The sequence below is a fragment of the Streptomyces sp. Tek67B01 genome (genome assembly GCF_055231995.1).
The window spans coordinates 2,425,908-2,444,428 of record NZ_JBUYUY010000001.1 but is presented as its reverse complement, the minus strand read 5'-3'; the positions used below and the strand labels follow the sequence as shown (position 1 = coordinate 2,444,428).

Genomic DNA, 18,521 nt, shown 5'->3' with positions numbered 1-18,521 from the left:
TCATCCAAGGGGCTGTGCCTCATGTCCGGAACGAACAACACCACTTCCGTGATCGTCGCCGGGGCCCGCACGCCCATGGGGCGTCTGCTCGGCTCGCTGAAGTCCTTCTCCGGCGCCGACCTCGGCGGCTTCGCCATCAAGTCCGCGCTGGAACGGGCCGGGATCTCGGGCGACCAGGTCCAGTACGTGATCATGGGCCAGGTGCTCCAGGCCGGCGCGGGCCAGATTCCCGCCCGTCAGGCCGCCGTCAAGGCCGGCATCCCCATGAACGTGCCCGCGCTCACGATCAACAAGGTCTGTCTCTCGGGCCTCGACGCCATCGCCCTCGCGGACCAGCTGATCCGCGCCGGGGAGTTCGACATCGTGGTCGCCGGCGGCCAGGAGTCGATGACCAACGCCCCGCACCTGCTGCCGAAGTCCCGCGAGGGATTCAAGTACGGCGCCATCGAGATGCTCGACGCGATGGCCTACGACGGCCTCACCGACGCGTTCGAGAACATCGCGATGGGCGAGTCCACCGAGAAGCACAACACCCGCCTGGGCATCGAGCGCGCCTCGCAGGACGAGTTCGCCGCCGCCTCCCACCAGCGGGCCGCGGCCGCACAGAAGAACGGCGTCTTCGAGGCCGAGATCACCCCGGTCGAGATCCCGCAGCGCAAGGGCGACCCGGTGATCTTCGCGCAGGACGAGGGCATCCGCCCCGAGACCACCACCGAGTCCCTCGGCAAGCTGCGCCCCGCGTTCGCCAAGGACGGCACCATCACCGCCGGAACCTCCTCGCAGATCAGCGACGGCGCCGCCGCCGTGGTCGTGATGAGCAAGGCCAAGGCCGAGGAGCTGGGCCTGGAGTGGATCGCCGAGATCGGCGCCCACGGCAATGTGGCCGGACCGGACAACTCGCTCCAGTCGCAGCCCTCGAACGCCATCCTGCACGCCCTGAAGAAGGAGGGCCTGGAGGTCGCCGACCTCGATCTGATCGAGATCAACGAGGCGTTCGCGGCGGTCGCCGTGCAGTCAATGAAGGACCTCGGCGTGACCCCGGAAAAGGTGAACGTGAACGGCGGCGCCATCGCCCTGGGGCACCCGATCGGCATGTCCGGCGCCCGCGTGGTGCTGCACCTGGCCCTGGAGCTCGCCCGGCGCGGCGGCGGGGTGGGCGCGGCGGCCCTGTGCGGCGGCGGTGGTCAGGGTGACGCCCTGATCGTCCGCGTGCCCGGCAACGGCACGAAGGCGTAGGTACCGCGAGGATGACTACGGTGGACGTCCCCACGCTGGTGGCCCAGGCCCGAGAAGGCCGTCCGCGGGCCGTGGCCCGGCTGATCTCCCTGGTCGAGGGGGCGTCCCCGCACCTGCGCGAGGTGATGGCGGCCCTGGCCCCGCTCACGGGCGGGGCGTACGTGGTGGGCCTGACGGGCTCCCCGGGCGTGGGCAAGTCCACGTCCACGTCGGCCCTGGTGTCGGCGTACCGCAAGGCCGGCAAGCGGGTCGGAGTGCTCGCGGTGGACCCGTCCTCGCCGTTCAGCGGGGGCGCCCTGCTCGGCGACCGGGTGCGCATGTCGGACCACGCCTCCGACCCGGGGGTCTACATCCGGTCCATGGCCACGCGCGGGCACCTGGGCGGTCTCGCCTGGGCGGCGCCGCAGGCGATCCGCGTACTGGACGCTGCCGGCTGCGAGGTGATCCTGGTCGAGACGGTCGGGGTCGGGCAGTCGGAGGTGGAGATCGCCTCGCAGGCGGACACGTCGGTGGTGCTGCTGGCGCCGGGCATGGGCGACGGCATCCAGGCCGCGAAGGCGGGCATCCTGGAGATCGGCGACGTGTACGTGGTGAACAAGGCGGACCGGGACGGCGCCGACGCGACCGCCCGGGAGCTGAACCACATGCTCGGTCTGGGGGAGTCCCGCGGGCCGGGCGACTGGCGCCCGCCGATCGTCAAGACGGTCGCCGCCCGGGGTCAGGGCATCGACGAGCTGGTCGAGGTGCTGGAGAAGCACCGGGCGTGGATGGACGAGCGGGGGGTGCTGGCCGAGCGCCGGGCCGCCCGCGCCGCGCGGGAGGTGGAGACCATCGCGGTGACGGCCCTGCGGGCCCGCATGGCGGACCTGCACGGCGACGCGCACCTCGGGAGCCTCGCGGCGAAGGTCGCCGCGGGCGAGCTGGACCCGTACGCGGCCTCCGACGCCCTGCTGGCCACCCTCACCGAAGCGGAGGCGCCGGACCCGCCGCGCCCCTAAGCTGGCGGCGTCCGGTATGCCTCGAAGGCGCCCCGGCGGTTTCGGGGTGCCCCGCGAAGGGAGTGGCTCATGGCCAAGCGCGGCAACAAGAAGCGGGCCCGCAGGAAGAAGAAGGCGAACCACGGCAAGCGTCCCAACGCCTGACCGGTCCGCCCGCGAACGCACGAGAGCCGCGCCCCCGCCGTACGGGGGGCGCGGCTCCGGCGTCGGACCGCTCAGACCTTGCCGCGCTGGTCGCGCAGGTGGTCGGCCACCGGCCCCAGGGAGGCGCGCAGCGCCGCCAGGTCCTGCGGGCTGAGCAGGTCGATGAAGTGCTGCCGTACGGACGCCACGTGGTGCGGGGCGACCTTGCGCATGGTCTCCATGCCCTCGTCGGTGAGCACCGCGTACAGGCCGCGACGGTCGGACTCGCAGTTCACCCGGGTGACCAGGCCGGCCGCCTCCATTCGGGTGATCTGGTGGGAGAGCCGGCTCTTCGACTGGAGGGTGGCGGTCGCGAGGTCGCTCATCCGCATCCGGTGGTGCTCCGACTCCGAGAGGTTCACGAGGATCTCGTAGTCGTTGTTGGTGAGTCCGAAGGGCTGGAGATCCTTTTCCAGCTGGTGCATCAGCAGTCTGCTGACGTCCAGGTGGGTGCGCCAGGCGCACTGCTCGGCGTCGGTAAGCCAGCGCGTGGCCGTCTCGGTCTCCATGGTCTCCATGACTGAACTCTACCTAAGAAGTTGAATTACGTACAAAAATAGGACGATCGTGGAAGACGGTCCCGGTCGGCTCCGTCGGGAGGTGCCCCGGGACCGTCACAGTCCGAGGCGCCGTTGCAGATCACCCAGCTGTCCCGGCATCCGCGGCACGCCCAATTGTCCCAGCGGCCCCTGGCCCGCGCCCGGTACCCCGTGGTTCTGGTCGCCGGCGGCGCCGGTGCCCACCGTCCCGATCGCCTGCTCCGCCATCAGCGTCTCCGAGGATTGCAGCAGCACCGTCCCGGCCCCGACGAACTCGAACTGGTGCTCCTCTCCCGAGGAGCCTCCGATGCCCGTCAGCGAGCGCAGACCCCCGATCACCCCCGACATGTACCGGTGGTCGTAGTGGTGGCACGGCGAGGGGCAGTCCGCCCACCCCACCAGCGCCTGCGGGTCCACGCGCAGCGGCGGCTCCATGAACACCACCGGCCCGTTGGACGCCGCCACGAACTTCCCCGTCCCGATCAGGGTCAGGAAGCCGGGGACGATCGACTGCTTGAGCGCGAGGGTGGGCTGGAAGGCCAGCAGGTTCCCCGACCGGATCGTCAGGTTCCCGTCGTCCAGGTCGTAGGAGTTCACGTCGAACGCCCGGTCGGCCAGCAACATCTTGCCCTGGCCCTCGGCCACCACCCAGTCGCTCGCGTGCATGGGCGAGTGGAAGCTCGTGCGCAGCAGCCGGTCGAAGCGGCCGTTGCCGACGCCGGTGAACTCGATGCTCCCGTAGTAGGAGATCATCTTGCCCTTTTGCAGGAACCACTGGCTCCCCTTGAGCTCCACGCAGAAGGTGTACGCGTTCACGTTGTCGTCGCTGGGCAGGGTGTACGGGTCGAAGACCGTCGGGCCGCCGGGGCCGCCGGTCACGGGGCCGAAGCTCACAGTTTCTCCTCCGAAGCCTGTACGTATACCGCGCCCTGGCCGGACAGCTCCAGCTGGAACGCCTCCCCCGAGCCGCGTCCGACCATGTCCCGCCAGCCGAGCGCCGTGGACAGCTTGTTGCGCACGTCCCCGTGGTGGGCGACGTAGGCCTGCGGGTCCACGTGGATCGGCCGTTGGGGCGTGATGGGAAGTTCGATGACTCCGCCGTGGGCCATCACGGCGACCGAGCCGTGGCCCTTGAGGGTGGTGGTGAACAGGCCCTGCCCGGTCACCTGGCCGCGCACCATGCCCATGACGCCGCCCTGCGACCCCATGAACATGGTGCCCTGCTGGAGGGTCCCGTCGAAGGCGAGCAGCCGGTCCGCCTCCACGTACAGGGTCTCGCCGGACAGGTTGATCACCTGGATGTGGTGGCCGCCGTGGCCGAACATCACGGTGCCGCTGCCCTCGACCGTCATCAGCGGGGTCTGCTCGTTCGCCACCCGGCGCCCGATCATGCCCATGACCCCGCCCTGGCCGCCGGTCAGGCTCGGGGTGAAGGACACCTCACCGCGGTAGGCGAGCATCGCCCCGCGCTGGCTGTACATCTTCTGGCCCGGTACGACCTGCGCCTCGACCATCTTCGAGTTGATCTCGCGGAACGGCATCAGAGGTCACCGCCGATGGTGTTGCGCTCGCTGGGCTGCACGTACACCAGGCCCTCGCCCTCGAAGCGGATCTGGAAGGACTCGCCCGAGCCCTCGCCGATCAGCGTGCGGAAGTTGATCCCCGACTGGAACGACTGCCGGAGGTCGCCGGTGTGCGCGATGTACGCCCCCGGGTCCACGGAGAGCGGGTACTGGCCGCTGACGCGCAGCACCACCGCCGGGCCGTCGGACATGATCGCCGCCTGGCCGGAGCCCTCGACGGTGGTGGTGAACAGGCCGTTGCCCGTCGCCCCGCCGCGCAGGCCGGTGAAGGTGGTGCCGGTGCGCAGCCCGGCGTCGGTGCACAGCAGGTTGCTGGCCTCGACGTGGAGCTTCTCGCCGCGCAGGTTGACGAGGTTGATCTCGCTCGCGCGGTCGGCGAAGAAGCAGGTGCCGTGCCCCTGCACCTCCATCACGGTCATCTGTTCGCCGGTCAGCCGGCGGGTCACCATGCCGCGCAGGCCTTCACCGCCGCCGGTCATCTTCTTGAAGGCCATCTGACCGTCGTACGCGACCATGGAGCCGTTCTTCGCTTTCACGGCGTCCCCGGTCAGGTCGACGGCGAGCACCTTGCTGCCTTGGAGTCGGAACTGAGCCACGGGGAGAAGGTATCCGCAGCGGGCCGGGCCGAACAGGGCGCCCGGGCCGATATCCGCCACACCGGGCCGTTCTCCGGCCCTATTTCCGGGTCCGGGCCCGTTTCCCGAGGAGCCCGGGGGCCCGGTCAAGATCTCCCCGTGCGGCTGAGACACTGGTTCGGACCATGGCCTCGACCCCCCGAAGGTTCCTCGTGGACATCAAGACCGCCTCCGCCCTCCACCGGCTGCGCCTCGTCTCCGTACCGGAGGCGCTGTCGTTCCCGGCCCTGCTGATCTTCGGCTCGCTGCTCAGCCGGATCTCGGACATCAACCTGGTGATGCCGCTCGGGGCCCTGCACGGCATCCTCTTCGTCCTGTACGTGATCTTCCTGCTGGACGTGTGGAACCGGGCCAAGTGGCCGGCCAAGAAGGTCGCGCTGTTCTTCCTGCTGGCCCTGGTGCCCTTCGGCGGCCTCTACGGTGACCGGGTGCTCAAGCGCGACGAGGCCCGAACCGTGCTAGCGGCCCGTGCGCGCGAGGCGGCGAAGGCATGATCGTCGCGTTCTCGGTGACGCCGCTGGGCGTGGGGGAGGACGTCGGCGAGTACGTCGCCGACGCGGTCCGCGTCGTACGGGAGTCCGGTCTGCCGAACCGTACCGACGCCATGTTCACCACCGTCGAGGGCGAGTGGGACGAGGTGATGGACGTGGTCAAGCGGGCGGTCGCGGCCGTGGAGGCGCGCGCGCCACGGGTCTCCCTCGTCCTGAAGGCAGACGTCCGTCCCGGGGTGACGGACGGTATGACCTCGAAGGTGGAGACGGTCGAACGGCACCTCGCCGAGGGCTGATCCCGCCTCCTTCCCCCCTGCCCGCGACCACGCCCCCGGCCCACCGGCCGGGGGCGTTCGCATGCCGTCGGGCCGGCCCCGTGTCGCCCGCGCGTCCCCCGTACGGCCCTGAGCCGGCCGCCCGCGGCAGAACCGCCCCGTCGGCGGAGCCCCGTTCGACACACCAGGCGTTCGTCACCTTTTGTGGTGATATCAACCGCGTCGAGACATCGGCATGTCGAGACATCGGCACCGAGCACTGGAGGGACCGTGCGGCCGGAAGGCTTCGACTACGAGACCCACAGCCGCCTCGCCGGCCCGTTCGCGGAGCCGGACCCCACCGCCTACCGGGTGAGGTACCGCTCCCTGTTGTCGCGTGAGGAAGTCCGGACGCGAATACGCGCGATCGCCCTCATGACGCTCGCGCCGCTGGCCGCCGCCGGGCTGCTGCTCTACCTCGTCTGGCCCACGCACTGGACCGTCCGCGAGGGCGGCGAACGCTGGCTCGTCGGCCTGGACGCCGTGATGCTCGGCTCCATCGGGCTGATCATGCTCTTCACGCTGGTCAACGTGGTCTCGATCGCCCACGCCACGATGGTCGCCCGGGACCCGGTCCCGGTGCCCCCCGAACCCGGCACCCGTGTCGCGTTCCTGACGACGTACGTGCCCGGCAAGGAACCGCTGGAGATGGTGCGGTCCACCCTCCTCGGCGCGGTACGCGTCCGCCACGACGGACCGCTGGACGTCTGGCTGCTGGACGAGGGCGACGACCCCGAGGTCAAGGCGCTCTGTGCGGAACTCGGCGTACGCCACTTCACCCGCAAGGGGAACCCCGGCTGGAACACCGACTCGGGCCCCTATCGGGCCAGGACCAAGCACGGTAACTACAACGCCTGGCTGAGCCGGTACGGCGAGGACTACGACTTCTTCGCCTCCGTCGACACCGACCACGTGCCCCTGCCGAACTACCTGGAGCGGATGCTCGGCTACTTCCGCGACCCCGACACCGCCTTCGTCGTCGGCCCCCAGGTGTACGGCAACTACACCGGGTCCGTCACGAAGGCCGCCGAGTCCCAGCAATACCTCTTCCACGCCCTCATCCAGCGCGCCGGCAACCGCTACGGCGCCCCCATGTTCGTCGGCACCAACAACGCGGTACGCGTCAGCGCCCTGCGTCAGGTCGGCGGGCTCTACGACTCCATCACCGAGGACATGGCCACCGGCTTCGAGCTGCACCGCCGGCGCAACCCCGCCACCGGCCGGTTCTGGCGGTCCGTCTACACCCCCGACGTGCTCGCCGTCGGGGAAGGCCCGGCCTCCTGGACCGATTTCTTCACCCAGCAACTGCGCTGGTCGCGGGGCACCTACGAAACCCTCTTCCGGCAGTACTGGAAGGGCCTCTTCCAGATGCCCCCGGGACGTCGGCTCAACTACACCCTGATGCTCGTCTACTACCCCATGACAGCCGTCAACTGGCTGCTCGGCATCCTCAGCTGCGTGCTGTTCCTGTGGTTCGGCGCCTCCGGCATCGAGGTGTCCTCCGAGGTCTGGTTGATGCTCTACACCGACACGGCCGCCCTCCAAGTGGGCCTGTACCTGTGGAACCGGCGGCACAACGTCTCACCCCACGAGCCCGCGGGCTCCGGCGGCCTGGCCGGCATGGCCATGTCCGCGGTCTGCGCTCCCATCTACCTGAGGTCGCTCGGCTCGGCGGTCCTGCGCACCGAGGGCCGGTTCGTCGTCACCCCCAAGGGCGGTGACGCCAGCCCCGACCGGATGGCGACCTTCCGGATCCACCTGTTCTGGGCGGCCGTCCTGATCTCCTCGCTGACGGCCTCCGTCCGCTACGGACACACCCACGCGGCCATGCGGATCTGGGCCGTGCTCGCGCTGCTCGTCGCCCTCGCGCCGCTCCTGGTATGGGGTGCCACGCTCGGCCGCGAGCGCTGGGCCCGCTACCGCGCCCGGCTGCGCGAGCGGCGCCCCGTCGGCAGTGCCGGCGGCGAGCCGGGCGACGAGCCGGAGCCGGCGTTCGCCACGACGACCGGAGGGAATTGAGACATGGCCTACCGGCCCTCGAAGAGCTTCAAGAAGACCGCCCTCGGAAGCGGCGCGGCCCTCCTGCTCGCCGCGCTCAACGCCCCTGCCGCGCTGTCCTTCGCCGAGGACACGTACCACTCGTACAAGATCGGACAGTCCAGCTACCGCATCCAGTACGGCTCCTGGGCGCTGGTCGACCTGCCCGAGCAGTACCGGATCAACGCGATGCACGCGGCGCTGCTGCACACCGGCAAGGTGCTGCTCATCGCCGGCTCCGGCAACAACCAGAAGAACTTCGACAAGGGCACCTTCGACACCATCCTGTGGGACCCGAGGGACAACACCTTCAAGAAGATCCCCACCCCCGAGGACTTCTTCTGCTCCGGCCACACCCAGCTCCCCGACGGGCGGCTGCTGGTCGCCGGCGGGACCGCCCGCTACGAGGTGCTCGACGGGAAGGTCACCCGGGCCGGCGGCGGCATGCGGGTGAAGAACGAGAGCCCCGACAAGGCCGTCACCCTGCGCAAGGGGACCCGGTTCCGGTCCCCGTCCGGAGTCGAGTACCAGGCGAAGTTCGACGTCACCGTGCCCAAGGCCAAGCGCGAGTTCGAGGTCACCTACGGGCGGGGCGGGCGGATGACGCCCTGGAAGACGAAGGTGGTCGCCGCCGAGGCGCGGGTGTTCGTCGAGGCGGTTCGGGCCGGGGCGCAGGGGCTGACGACCGAGGCCGCGCAGTACGAGGTGGTCGGCCTCAAGGGCAAGGACGCCGACAACGTCTACGGGCTCGCGGAGCGCCTCAGCGTCGACAAGCAGGACTTCCAGGGCATCAAGTCGGCGTACGAGTTCGACCCGCTGGCCGAGCGGTACGTCCCCGTCGACCCGATGAAGGACGCCCGCTGGTACCCGACCCTGGTCACCCTGGAGGACGGGCGGGCGCTGGCCGTGTCCGGCCTCAACGACGTCGGCGATGTCGTGCCCGGGGACAACGAGTACTACGACCCCCGGACGAAGAAGTGGACCAAGGGGCCGTTCCACTACTTCCCGACCTACCCGGCCCTCTTCCTCACCCAGGGCGGCAAGCTGCTCTACACCGGGTCCAACGCCGGCTACGGGCCGAAGGACAAGGGGCGCGAGCCGGGGGTGTGGGACCTCAGGACGAACCGGTTCACCAAGGTGGAAGGGCTGGAGGACCCGGACCAGTTGGAGACCTCCTCCTCGGTGCTGTTGCCGCCGGCCCAGGACCAGAAGGTGATGGTGCTCGGCGGGGGCGGGGTGGGCGAGTCCAGGCTGGCCACCCGGCGCACCGCGGTCGTGGACCTCAAGGAGGAGAACCCGGTCTTCCGCACCACGGCCCGGCTGCCGCGGGGAACCCGGTACCTGAGCAGTGTGCTGCTGCCGGACGACTCGGTCTTCACGACGGGTGGCTCCGCCGACTACCGGGGCCGCAGCGCCAGCGACATCCACAAGGCGCAGTTCTACTACGCGCGCACCGACACGTTCGTGGCCGCCGCCGATCCGACGGTCGGGCGCAACTACCACTCCGAGGCGCTGCTGCTGCCGGACGGGCGGGTGGCGACCTTCGGTTCCGACCCGCTCTTCGCCGACAAGGACAACACCAAGCTGGGCAAGTTCGAGCACCGGCTGGAGGTGTACACCCCGCCCTACCTGTACCGGGACCCGGCCCGACGGCCCGTGCTGGGCGCGGGGCCGCAGGAGGTGGAGTGGGGCGGGCGGGCCACCTTCAAGGCGACGGACACACGGCGCGTCCGGCGGGCCCGGCTGATGCGTCCGAGCGCGGTCACGCACACGACGGACGTCGAGCAGCGGTCGGTCGAGCTGGGGCTGACGAAGACCGCCGGGTCGGTGACGGTCGAGGTGCCGGGCGATCCGACGCTGGTCCCGCCGGGCTGGTACATGCTGTTCGTGACGGACGCGGACGGGACGCCGTCGGTGGCGAAGTGGCTCCGGGTGAAGGCGCCGCCGGCGAGGCCGGTGGAGCGGCAGCCGGAGGGACCGCAACCGGAGTCCTGAACCCGTACGGGCCCCGGCGGCGGGGGCGGTCCGGCGGGGCGGGGGGCGGCTTCCGCGGGCCCCGCTACTCCTCCTTCGAGCGGCGCGCGAGGCCCAGGGCGTAGTCAGGCCACCAGCGCCCGGCCTGCGGGCCGCCCCGGCAGGGGCCGTCGGACTCGCCGGGCCGCTTGATCCAGAGGTACGCGTCCACGAGCGGGTCGCCGGTGTCGTCGGTCGGCGGGGTGCCGAGGGCGCGGCCAGGTGGATTGCACCAGGCGTCCTGCCCGTGTCCCGGCAGCGGGCCGGCGCCGTTGCGGCTGGTGTCGATGACGAAGTGCTTGCCCTTGGCGGCCCGGGAGAGTTCGGCGCCGTACGCCCGGGTGTCGGCGTCCGACTGGAAGTTGGATACGTTGAGGGAGAAGCCGTCGGCGCGGTCGAGGCCCGCTCGGTACAGGGCGTCGACGAGCTTGCCGGTGTCCTTGACCCAGGCCGGGTTGCCCGCGTCGAGGTAGACCTTCGTCCCGCGGTTGCGCTTGAGCCGGTCGACGGCCTCGGAGAGCAGTTGGAAGCGCTCCTGGCGGCGTTCGGCCTGCGTGCAGCCGTCCACGAGGTGGGGCACGGCGTCCGGCTCCAGGACGACCACCGTCTTCTGCCGGCCGATGTTGTCGGCGACGGCGCCGATCCAGCCGCGGTAGGCGCCGGCGTCGGCGGCCCCGCCGGCGGAGTGCTGCCCGCAGTCCCGGTAGGGGATGTTGTACGCGGTGAGGAGCAGGGTCCGCCCGGCGGCGTGCGCGCCCTGCGCGGTGCGGCGGATCTCGGGACCGGGGTCGTCGCCGGGCACCCACAGGGCCATGGGCCGGTCCGCGATGCGGCGCAGCACCTGGGCGTCGCCGGTGCGGCCGGCCGCCTCCCAGGCGGCGACCTGCCGGGCCGCGTCGCTCCGCGGGTCGACCCAGAACGGCGAGCCGTCGCCCGCGGGGGTGGTCGTGGCGGTGGCCGACGGTGTGGCGCCGGAGCGGGAGCCGCGCGGCGGCGCGGGCTCGGGCCGGGTCTTCGGGGCGCCGCCGCAGCCGGGCACGGTGGCCAGGAGGAGTGCGAGGCCGAGGCCGAGTGCGGTGGCGCGGGGGCGGGTTCTGCGTCGACGGCCTGGCATCCGGCGGCTTCCTCGGGGCGAAGGGTGGGGCAGCGGACCGGGACATGGTGACATAACGGGCACAACGGCCGGGCCGCGACACTTCGGCCCGCCGGGGCCTACGTCGGGCCGCCGCTCGTCAGGGCGATGGCGAGGGGGGTGCGTTCGTAGAGCACCTGGTGGCCGTGACGGGCCGCGAGCAGGAGACCCGCCGCCCGCAGGGTCCCCAGGTGGGCGGAGACCGTCGAGGGAGCCAGGCCCAGCCGGGCGGCGAGGGCCGTCGTCGAGGCGGGCTCGGTCAGGGCGCACAGGATGTCGGCCCGTGCCCGGCCCAGCAGGGCGACCAAGGGCCCCGGGGTGGCTTCCGTCGGGGTCGTCCACAGGGCGCCGATCCCGCGCGCCGGGTAGACCAGCGTCGGCTGCCAGGGCGGGTCGTAGCCGCCGACGACCTCCGGCCAGACGAACGCGCTCGGCATCAGCAGCAGGCCCTGCCCGTCCAGGCGGCGTTCGTGGTGCCCCGGGCGTTCGACGGTGAGGGTGTCGTGCGACCAGCTCAGGTCGGGATGCAGTCCGTCGAACAGCGCCTCCAGGCCACCCGCCGCCAGCCGCCGCGAGTGGAAGAGGATGTCGGCTTCCAACAGGGCCCGCAGGCGCGGCCAGTGTGGGGCGATCAGTGCCTCCCAGGCCTGCTCGTGCAGGTCGGCGAGCTCTTGTACGGCCCGGGCGGGGTCCTCCAGCATCCGCCGCCCCATCTCGCTCTCCGATGCGCCCGGGGTGCAGGCGAGGGAGCGCCTGAGCTCATCGCCCGCCGCCTGCGGATCGGCGGCGCGGACCCGGGCCAGTTCCTCCCCGATGGTGACGGAGGGTCCGAGCGGCGGCGGGCTGAGGAAGTCCGGGTGGTGCCCCTTGCGGGGCATCAGCAGCCACAGCGGGCGCAGGTCCGGCGTCCGCGCGCTCGCCCTGATCCGCCGCAGCCACGGCAGGTGGTACGTCTGGCGGCGCGCGTCGCGCAGCACCCGCACCGCCTCCTGCGTCTCCCAGCGGGGGGAGAGGGAGAAGCGGCAGCGCAGCAGGTCCACGGGGGCGAAGCGGAAGCTGTAGGCCATCCGCCCAGTGTCCCGTCCGCCCCCCAAGATTCGGGCCGGGCCGAATCATTGGGGGCGCGGGCCCCGTTCCGCCAGGGTCTGCCGTATGGCACCCGTCAACCAGGCCGGCTCCACCGGCTACCGCTCCGTCCTCGCGACCGGGGAGTTCCGGGCCGTGTTCGCCGCGCACCTGATGTCCGTGCTCGGCCTCGTCGTCGCCGAGATCTCGCTGACCGTCCTCGTCTACCGTGTCACCGGCTCCCCGCTGATGAGCGCGCTCACCTTCGCGCTCGGCTTCCTCCCCTACGTCCTGGGCGGGACCCTGCTCGCCGGGATCGCGGACCGGTACCCGGCCCGGCGGGTGCTCGTCACCTGCGACCTCGTCTGCGCGGCCTGCGCGACCGCCATGGCCCTGCCGGGGACCCCCGTCGCCGGACTCCTCGTGCTGCGCTGCGCCATGGCCTTCGTCGCACCGCTGTTCCAGGGCACCCGCAACGCCTCCCTCGCCGATGTCCTCGGGCCCGGTGAGGCGTTCGTCCTCGGCCGCTCGCTGCTGCGCATGGTCGCCCAGAGCGCCCAACTCGTCGGCTTCGGGCTCGGCGGGCTGCTGCTCACCGTGCTCGCACCGCGCGGGGCGCTCGCGCTGACCGCCGCCGGGCTGGTGGCCTCCGCGCTGCTGCTGCGCTTCGGCACGGCGGACCGGCCCGCCCGCACGGGCGCGCGTACCGCCCGCGGCACGCCGCTCGCGGGGCTGGGCGCCGTCTTCGGGGACCGCCGCAGGCGGCTGCTGATCCTGCTGTTCTGGCTGCCGCCCGTCTTCGTGGTCGTCCCGGAGGCACTGCTGGCCCCGTATGCCGACGGCATCGGCGTCGGCACGGGGCTGCTCGGCCTGATGCTGTGCGCGCTGCCGGTCGGCACCATCGCGGGTGAGCTCTGGGCCGGTTCCGTGCTCACCGCCCGAACGCGTTCGCGGATCACGGCCCCGCTGGCGGCCGTCGGCATGCTGCCGCTCCTCGTCTACGCCCTGCGGCCGGGCGTGCCCGGCGTCCTGGTGGCGCTGCTGCTCACCGGGCTGGCGCACGCGTACACCCTCGGACTCGACCGGATGTACCTCGACGCCGTCCCCGAGGAACTGCGCGGACGGGCGATGACCCTGCTCAGCACGGGACTGATGACCCTCCAGGGCGTGGGCATGGCGCTGGCCGGGGTCGCCGCCGAGTTCTGGCCGGTACACCTCGTCGTGACCGCCTCGGGCGCGCTCGGCACGGTCGTCGTCCTGCTGCTCCTCGCCCGGCTGCGGGCCACGGTGGAACCCGTGCGGGGGCCGAAGCGTGAGACGGGGCTGACCGTCAAATGACCGCCCGGTAGGGTCTGCCGGGTGTCCAAGCCGCTCAGCCTTCCCTTCGACCCCATCGCCCGCGCCGACGAACTGTGGGAGCGGCGCTGGGGCCCGGTGCCCTCGATGGCCGCCATCACCTCGATCATGCGGGCGCACCAGATCCTGCTCGGCGAGGTCGACGCCGTCGTGAAGCCGTACGGGCTGACCTTCGCCCGCTACGAGGCGCTGGTGCTGCTCACCTTCTCGCAGGCCGGCGAACTGCCGATGTCGAAGATCGGGGAGCGGCTGATGGTCCACCCGACCTCGGTGACGAACACCGTCGACCGTCTGGTGCGCTCGGGACTGGTGGACAAGCGCCCGAACCCGAACGACGGCCGCGGCACGCTCGCGTCCATCACCGACAAGGGGCGCGAGGTCGTCGAGGCCGCGACCCAGGACCTGATGGAGATCGACTTCGGTCTCGGCGCGTACGACTCCGAGGAGTGCGCCGAGATCTTCGCGCTGCTGCGCCCGCTGCGGGTGGCGGCCGGGGACTTCGACGCGAAGTGACGGCGCGCGGGGTGCGCGGTGTCACAGCGCCGGCACCGGGCCCCCGTCAAGATCGCGCATATCGGACGGCTAGTCTCGATGGCATGAAAAAGAGCGTGCTGACCCGGTACCGGGTGATGGCCTTCGCCACTGCCGTCATGCTGCTGGTGCTCTGCACCTGCATGATCTTCAAGTACGGATTCGACAAGGGCGCGGACCTGACCCTGGTGGTCTCCCAGATCCACGGCGTGCTCTTCATGATCTACCTGGTCTTCGCCTTCGATCTGAGTTCCAAGGCGAAGTGGCCCTTCGGCAAGATGATCTGGGTGCTGGCGAGCGGCACCATCCCGCTGGCCGCGTTCTTCGTCGAGCGCAAGGTCCGCGCGGAGATCGAACCGCAGGTCACCGACGGTCTGGCCACGGCCCGCGCCTAGGTCGTCCCCAAAGAGGACGGGCTAGGGCCCGGCTCGCGTCGCGCCTGCTTCCGCCTGCCCCCGGGGGACTCCCCGGGGGTTTGCCATCGACATTTACTAGGACGTCCTAGTAAATTCATGGGTATGGACGCTGACGCCATTGAGGAGGGCCGCCGCCGCTGGCAGGCCCGGTACGACAAGGCCCGCAAGCGCGAGGCCGATTTCACGACGCTCTCCGGAGATGACGTCGACCCCGTCTACGGGCCCCGGCCCGGCGACTCGTACGAGGGTTTCGAGCGCATCGGCTGGCCGGGGGAGTACCCCTTCACCCGCGGCCTGCACGCCACCGGCTACCGCGGCCGGACCTGGACGATCCGGCAGTTCGCCGGGTTCGGGAACGCCGAGCAGACCAACGAGCGCTACAAGATGATCCTGGCCGCCGGCGGCGGCGGGCTCTCCGTCGCCTTCGACATGCCGACCCTGATGGGACGCGACTCCGACGACCCCCGCGCGCTCGGCGAGGTCGGCCACTGCGGCGTCGCCATAGACTCCGCCGCCGACATGGAGGTCCTGTTCAAGGACATCCCGCTGGGCGACGTCACCACCTCGATGACCATCAGCGGACCGGCCGTGCCCGCGTTCTGCATGTACCTGGTCGCCGCCGAGCGGCAGGGCGTCGACCCCGCCGTGCTCAACGGCACGCTCCAGACCGACATCTTCAAGGAGTACATCGCCCAGAAGGAGTGGCTCTTCGAACCGGAGCCGCACCTTCGCCTCATCGGCGACCTCATGGAGTACTGCGCCGACGGCATCCCGGCCTACAAGCCGCTGTCGGTGTCCGGCTACCACATCCGCGAGGCCGGGGCGACGGCGGCGCAGGAGCTGGCGTACACCCTCGCCGACGGCTTCGGCTACGTGGAACTGGGCCTGTCCCGCGGACTGGACGTGGACCACTTCGCGTCCGGGCTCTCCTTCTTCTTCGACGCGCACCTCGACTTCTTCGAGGAGATCGCCAAGTTCCGCGCCGCGCGCAGGATCTGGGCCCGCTGGATGAAGGAGGTGTACGGGGCGAAGTCCGACAAGGCGATGTGGCTGCGCTTCCACACCCAGACCGCCGGTGTCTCCCTGACCGCCCAGCAGCCGTACAACAACGTCGTGCGGACCGCCGTCGAAGCCCTCGCGGCCGTCCTCGGCGGCACCAACTCGCTGCACACCAACGCCCTCGACGAGACCCTCGCGCTGCCGAGCGAGCAGGCCGCCGAGATCGCCCTGCGCACACAGCAGGTGTTGATGGAGGAGACCGGCGTCGCCAACGTGGCGGACCCGCTGGGCGGTTCCTGGTACGTGGAGCAGCTCACCGACCGCATCGAGGCCGACGCGGAGAAGATCTTCGAGCAGATCAGGGAGCGCGGCCTGCGCGCCCACCCGGACGGGCGGCACCCGATCGGCCCGATCACCTCCGGCATCCTGCGCGGCATCGAGGACGGCTGGTTCACCGGCGAGATCGCCGAGTCGGCGTTCCGCTACCAGCGGGCGCTGGAGAAGGGCGACAAGCGGGTCGTCGGCGTCAATGTGCACCACGGCTCGGTCACCGGCGATCTGGAGATCCTCCGGGTCAGCCACGAGGTCGAGCGCGAACAGGTCCGCGTCCTCGCCGAGCGCAAGGACCGTCGCGACGCCGCCAAGGTGAGCGAGGCGCTGACGCGGATGCTGGACGCCGCCCGGGACGGTTCGAACATGATCCCGGCGATGCTGGACGCGGTACGCGCCGAGGCCACGCTGGGCGAGATCTGCAACGCCCTCCGGGACGAGTGGGGCACGTACACCGAGCCGCCCGGCTTCTGAGGCGGCCTGCCTCCGGGCCCGCTCGCGAAGATGTGGAACGGCCGGTCACAGCCCCGGCCCAAGGCGAAGCCCCGACCGCGGTCGCAGCCGCGGGGCGGGGCTTCACGCCTCGGGCGCGCCCCGGAGGCCGTGCATCAGGAGGGTGGTGAAGGTGGCCACCCAGAATTCGTCCACCGGTTCGCAGCTCACCAGTGCCCGGTGCACCACCGTGCCCGCGATCACGTCGAAGATCAGGTCGGTGGTGTGCCCGGTGAGGGACTCGTCCTCCTCGTACGGCAGTTCCCCGCGGGCCTGCGCGCGTTCGCGGCCCAGTACGACGAGACGTTTCTGCCGGTCGACGATCGCCGACTTGATCCGGTCGCGCAGCGCCGTGTCCCGCGTGGACTCCGCGACGACCGCCATCAGGGCCGTACGGGCCTCGGGCCGGCGCAGCAACTGGGCGAACTGGAGCACGACGTACTCTATGTCGGCTTCCAGCGAGCCCCGGTCCGGGAGTTCGAGGGCGTCGAAGAGCTCCGCGACCGCGTCCACCACCAGCTCGTTCTTGCCCGCCCAACGCCGGTAGAGGGTGGTCTTCGCGACCCCGGCCCGGGCCGAGACGTCCCCCATCGTCAGCTTCGACCAGCCCAGCTCCACCAGCGCGTCCCGGGTCGCCGCCAGGATCGCGGCGTCCGCCGCCGCGCTGCGGGGGCGGCCGGTGCGGCCGGGCGGGGAGCTGGAGCCGGGGCTGGGGTTGCGCATGGCCGAGACCATACCCGCCAGTAGCGGAACCGCCGGGAGCCCGATCGCTGTGGTTCAGATCACGACCCCCGGGTGGCCGACGGGGCGCGGCGGGGAGTTACGCTACGGCTCGTAGCGTAAGAGCGACAACCACGCGAAGCTACAGGCGTCAGGTGGGGACCCGGCGCCGCGGGACGTAACACCGGCGCGGGAATTTCCGGGCCGGCTTGTCCGATCCTTTTCGTCGGCGCGCGCACACGGGGGAGGATGTACGCATGCAGCCCAGAAACATGTCCATGAACGGCGTCGTCGACCTCGCCGCGGTGAAGGCGGCCGCCGACGCCAAGGCGAAGGCCGAGCAGGCGCGCGCCGAGGCCGCCCGGCAGGGCGGCGGCGCTTCCGCCGGCGCCGTACCGCCGTCCGCACTCGTCATCGACGTAGACGAGGCCGCCTTCGACAGTACGGTCATCCGCCTCTCCGACCAGGTTCCGGTCGTCCTCGACTTCTGGGCCGAGTGGTGCGAACCGTGCAAGCAGCTCGGCCCGTTGCTGGAACGGCTGACCGTCGAGGCGAACGGCCGGCTCGTGCTGGCGAAGATCGATGTCGACGCCAACCAGACGCTGATGCAGCAGTTCGGCATCCAGGGCATCCCGGCGGTCTTCGCCGTGGTGGCCGGCCAGGTGCTGCCGCTGTTCCAGGGCGCCGCCCCGGAGCAGGAGATCCGCGCGACGCTGGGCCAGTTGGTCCAGGTCGCCGAGGAGCGCTTCGGCCTGCTCGGGCTCCAGGTCGACCCGGCCGTGGAGGGCGCCCCGGCGGCGGCCGCGGCTCCCGCCGCGCAGCCGGCCGCCGGTCCGTACGACGCGCTGCTGGAGGCGGCGGTCGTGGCGCTGGACGCCGGCGACCTGGCCGGAGCGGTGCAGGCGTACAAGAACGTACTGGTCGACGACCCGGGCAACACCGAGGCGAAGCTGGGGCTGGCGCAGGCCGAGCTGCTCTCCCGGGTGCGGCACATGGACCCGCAGGCGGTGCGCGCGACGGCGGCCGAGAACCCCAAGGACCCGCAGGCGCAGATCGCCGCCGCCGACCTCGACCTGGTCGGCGGTCACGTGGAGGACGCCTTCGGGCGCCTGGTCGACACCGTCCGCGTTACGTTCGGTGACGACCGCGACGCCGTACGGTTGCGGCTGCTGGAGCTGTTCGAGGTCATCGGATCGGACGACCCGCGGGTGTCGGCGGCCCGGACGGCGCTGGCCCGGGTGCTCTTCTAGCCCGGTATCGCGGCGGTGTCGTAGACGGTCACCACCGACGATTTGTTGACACGGAGATAAACAGCGGCCGCGCTTTGCCAAAACTTGGCAATCGCGGCTGCTGTTACTCCGAGTAAATCGAACCCCGTGTTCTGTCCGGTTGGTTCACGTTCCTCCTCATTGTCGTGGCCCTGAGTAACACCCTGTGTTGCTGCCTGACGA

General features: G+C 71.3%; 19 protein-coding genes. 12 read left to right on the top strand and 7 right to left on the bottom strand.

Annotation, left to right across the window (positions count from 1 at the left end; translation table 11 throughout):
* Positions 1-21: 21 nt before the first annotated feature.
* The 3 genes from ACV7NM_RS10740 to ACV7NM_RS10730 all read left to right on the top strand — a co-directional run bounded on the left by ACV7NM_RS10740 (position 22) and on the right by ACV7NM_RS10730 (position 2,378).
* Entirely contained in the window at positions 22-1,236 is a 1,215-nt protein-coding gene (locus ACV7NM_RS10740; protein ID WP_463410091.1) for an acetyl-CoA C-acetyltransferase, read from the top strand.
* 11 nt (positions 1,237-1,247) lie between these two features.
* Positions 1,248-2,234 carry a methylmalonyl Co-A mutase-associated GTPase MeaB gene (gene meaB / locus ACV7NM_RS10735; RefSeq protein WP_463410090.1) on the top strand — a complete coding sequence of 329 codons (987 nt, stop codon included), beginning with the start codon at positions 1,248-1,250 and terminating at the stop codon, positions 2,232-2,234.
* 69 nt (positions 2,235-2,303) lie between these two features.
* Positions 2,304-2,378: a 50S ribosomal protein bL37 gene (locus ACV7NM_RS10730; RefSeq protein WP_107089157.1), complete on the top strand. Its 75-nt coding sequence runs from the start codon at positions 2,304-2,306 to the stop codon at positions 2,376-2,378.
* Positions 2,379-2,449: 71 nt separating this feature from the next.
* Here ACV7NM_RS10730 and ACV7NM_RS10725 read toward each other — a convergent pair whose 3' ends face one another.
* From ACV7NM_RS10725 to ACV7NM_RS10710, 4 genes are all read right to left on the bottom strand, one after another.
* Positions 2,450-2,926, bottom strand: coding sequence for a MarR family winged helix-turn-helix transcriptional regulator (locus ACV7NM_RS10725; RefSeq protein WP_136215164.1), 477 nt, complete (start codon positions 2,924-2,926; stop codon positions 2,450-2,452).
* A 105-nt stretch (positions 2,927-3,031) separates the two neighbouring features.
* Positions 3,032-3,835: an AIM24 family protein gene (locus ACV7NM_RS10720; protein WP_463413892.1), complete on the bottom strand. Its 804-nt coding sequence runs from the start codon at positions 3,833-3,835 to the stop codon at positions 3,032-3,034.
* Between the two features lie 11 nt (positions 3,836-3,846).
* Positions 3,847-4,497 carry an AIM24 family protein gene (locus tag ACV7NM_RS10715; protein ID WP_030386912.1) on the bottom strand — a complete coding sequence of 217 codons (651 nt, stop codon included), beginning with the start codon at positions 4,495-4,497 and terminating at the stop codon, positions 3,847-3,849.
* Positions 4,497-5,135: an AIM24 family protein gene (locus ACV7NM_RS10710; protein WP_389663062.1), complete on the bottom strand. Its 639-nt coding sequence runs from the start codon at positions 5,133-5,135 to the stop codon at positions 4,497-4,499. The genes ACV7NM_RS10715 and ACV7NM_RS10710 overlap by 1 nt, the downstream gene beginning before the upstream one ends.
* Positions 5,136-5,326: 191 nt before the next feature.
* Here ACV7NM_RS10710 and ACV7NM_RS10705 point away from each other — a divergent pair, with 191 nt between their 5' ends.
* From ACV7NM_RS10705 to glxA, 4 genes are all read left to right on the top strand, one after another.
* A complete protein-coding gene (locus ACV7NM_RS10705) occupies positions 5,327-5,668 on the top strand; it encodes a DUF3817 domain-containing protein (RefSeq protein ID WP_136215166.1) in 342 nt (113 codons plus the stop codon).
* The gene (locus ACV7NM_RS10700; protein WP_463410089.1) at positions 5,665-5,961 is read left to right on the top strand and encodes an MTH1187 family thiamine-binding protein; all 297 of its coding nucleotides are present in this window, start codon (positions 5,665-5,667) and stop codon (positions 5,959-5,961) included. The genes ACV7NM_RS10705 and ACV7NM_RS10700 overlap by 4 nt, the downstream gene beginning before the upstream one ends.
* A gap of 249 nt (positions 5,962-6,210) precedes the next feature.
* A complete protein-coding gene (locus ACV7NM_RS10695) occupies positions 6,211-7,998 on the top strand; it encodes a glycosyltransferase family 2 protein (protein WP_463410088.1) in 1,788 nt (595 codons plus the stop codon).
* A gap of 3 nt (positions 7,999-8,001) precedes the next feature.
* On the top strand, positions 8,002-10,011 hold the full coding sequence (glxA, locus tag ACV7NM_RS10690; protein ID WP_463410087.1) for a radical copper oxidase GlxA: 2,010 nt from the start codon (positions 8,002-8,004) through the stop codon (positions 10,009-10,011).
* 64 nt (positions 10,012-10,075) lie between these two features.
* On the opposite strand, the gene ACV7NM_RS10685 is transcribed toward glxA, so the two are convergent.
* Positions 10,076-11,143, bottom strand: coding sequence for a glycoside hydrolase family 6 protein (locus ACV7NM_RS10685; protein ID WP_463410086.1), 1,068 nt, complete (start codon positions 11,141-11,143; stop codon positions 10,076-10,078).
* A gap of 98 nt (positions 11,144-11,241) precedes the next feature.
* Positions 11,242-12,228, bottom strand: coding sequence for a DUF5937 family protein (locus ACV7NM_RS10680; protein WP_463410085.1), 987 nt, complete (start codon positions 12,226-12,228; stop codon positions 11,242-11,244).
* An 85-nt stretch (positions 12,229-12,313) separates the two neighbouring features.
* Here ACV7NM_RS10680 and ACV7NM_RS10675 point away from each other — a divergent pair, with 85 nt between their 5' ends.
* From ACV7NM_RS10675 to ACV7NM_RS10660, 4 genes are all read left to right on the top strand, one after another.
* Complete coding sequence (locus ACV7NM_RS10675; protein ID WP_463410084.1) at positions 12,314-13,564, top strand: MFS transporter; 1,251 nt, start codon at positions 12,314-12,316, stop codon at positions 13,562-13,564.
* A gap of 21 nt (positions 13,565-13,585) precedes the next feature.
* Entirely contained in the window at positions 13,586-14,095 is a 510-nt protein-coding gene (locus ACV7NM_RS10670; RefSeq protein ID WP_463410083.1) for a MarR family winged helix-turn-helix transcriptional regulator, read from the top strand.
* A gap of 83 nt (positions 14,096-14,178) precedes the next feature.
* Positions 14,179-14,508, top strand: a complete 330-nt coding sequence (locus ACV7NM_RS10665) for a DUF3817 domain-containing protein (protein WP_463410082.1) — start codon at positions 14,179-14,181, stop codon at positions 14,506-14,508.
* Positions 14,509-14,631: 123 nt separating this feature from the next.
* Positions 14,632-16,332, top strand: a complete 1,701-nt coding sequence (locus ACV7NM_RS10660; RefSeq protein ID WP_463410081.1) for an acyl-CoA mutase large subunit family protein — start codon at positions 14,632-14,634, stop codon at positions 16,330-16,332.
* A 102-nt stretch (positions 16,333-16,434) separates the two neighbouring features.
* Here ACV7NM_RS10660 and ACV7NM_RS10655 read toward each other — a convergent pair whose 3' ends face one another.
* A complete protein-coding gene (locus ACV7NM_RS10655) occupies positions 16,435-17,073 on the bottom strand; it encodes a TetR/AcrR family transcriptional regulator (RefSeq protein WP_463410080.1) in 639 nt (212 codons plus the stop codon).
* A 254-nt stretch (positions 17,074-17,327) separates the two neighbouring features.
* Here ACV7NM_RS10655 and ACV7NM_RS10650 point away from each other — a divergent pair, with 254 nt between their 5' ends.
* The gene (locus tag ACV7NM_RS10650) at positions 17,328-18,320 is read left to right on the top strand and encodes a tetratricopeptide repeat protein (RefSeq protein WP_463410079.1); all 993 of its coding nucleotides are present in this window, start codon (positions 17,328-17,330) and stop codon (positions 18,318-18,320) included.
* Positions 18,321-18,521 lie beyond the last annotated feature (201 nt).

What these genes read in the sequence shown, in the direction of transcription:
- ACV7NM_RS10700 (WP_463410089.1), top strand. Translation starts at nt 5,665, where the DNA reads ATGATCGTCGCGTTCTCGGTGACGCCGCTGGGCGTGGGGGAGGACGTC.
- ACV7NM_RS10685 (WP_463410086.1), bottom strand. Translation starts at nt 11,143, where the DNA reads ATGCCAGGCCGTCGACGCAGAACCCGCCCCCGCGCCACCGCACTCGGC.
- meaB (WP_463410090.1), top strand. Translation starts at nt 1,248, where the DNA reads ATGACTACGGTGGACGTCCCCACGCTGGTGGCCCAGGCCCGAGAAGGC.
- ACV7NM_RS10655 (WP_463410080.1), bottom strand. Translation starts at nt 17,073, where the DNA reads ATGCGCAACCCCAGCCCCGGCTCCAGCTCCCCGCCCGGCCGCACCGGC.
- ACV7NM_RS10715 (WP_030386912.1), bottom strand. Translation starts at nt 4,497, where the DNA reads ATGCCGTTCCGCGAGATCAACTCGAAGATGGTCGAGGCGCAGGTCGTA.
- ACV7NM_RS10680 (WP_463410085.1), bottom strand. Translation starts at nt 12,228, where the DNA reads ATGGCCTACAGCTTCCGCTTCGCCCCCGTGGACCTGCTGCGCTGCCGC.
- ACV7NM_RS10740 (WP_463410091.1), top strand. Translation starts at nt 22, where the DNA reads ATGTCCGGAACGAACAACACCACTTCCGTGATCGTCGCCGGGGCCCGC.
- ACV7NM_RS10660 (WP_463410081.1), top strand. Translation starts at nt 14,632, where the DNA reads ATGGACGCTGACGCCATTGAGGAGGGCCGCCGCCGCTGGCAGGCCCGG.
- ACV7NM_RS10725 (WP_136215164.1), bottom strand. Translation starts at nt 2,926, where the DNA reads ATGGAGACCGAGACGGCCACGCGCTGGCTTACCGACGCCGAGCAGTGC.
- glxA (WP_463410087.1), top strand. Translation starts at nt 8,002, where the DNA reads ATGGCCTACCGGCCCTCGAAGAGCTTCAAGAAGACCGCCCTCGGAAGC.
- ACV7NM_RS10675 (WP_463410084.1), top strand. Translation starts at nt 12,314, where the DNA reads ATGGCACCCGTCAACCAGGCCGGCTCCACCGGCTACCGCTCCGTCCTC.
- ACV7NM_RS10665 (WP_463410082.1), top strand. Translation starts at nt 14,179, where the DNA reads ATGAAAAAGAGCGTGCTGACCCGGTACCGGGTGATGGCCTTCGCCACT.
- ACV7NM_RS10650 (WP_463410079.1), top strand. Translation starts at nt 17,328, where the DNA reads ATGCAGCCCAGAAACATGTCCATGAACGGCGTCGTCGACCTCGCCGCG.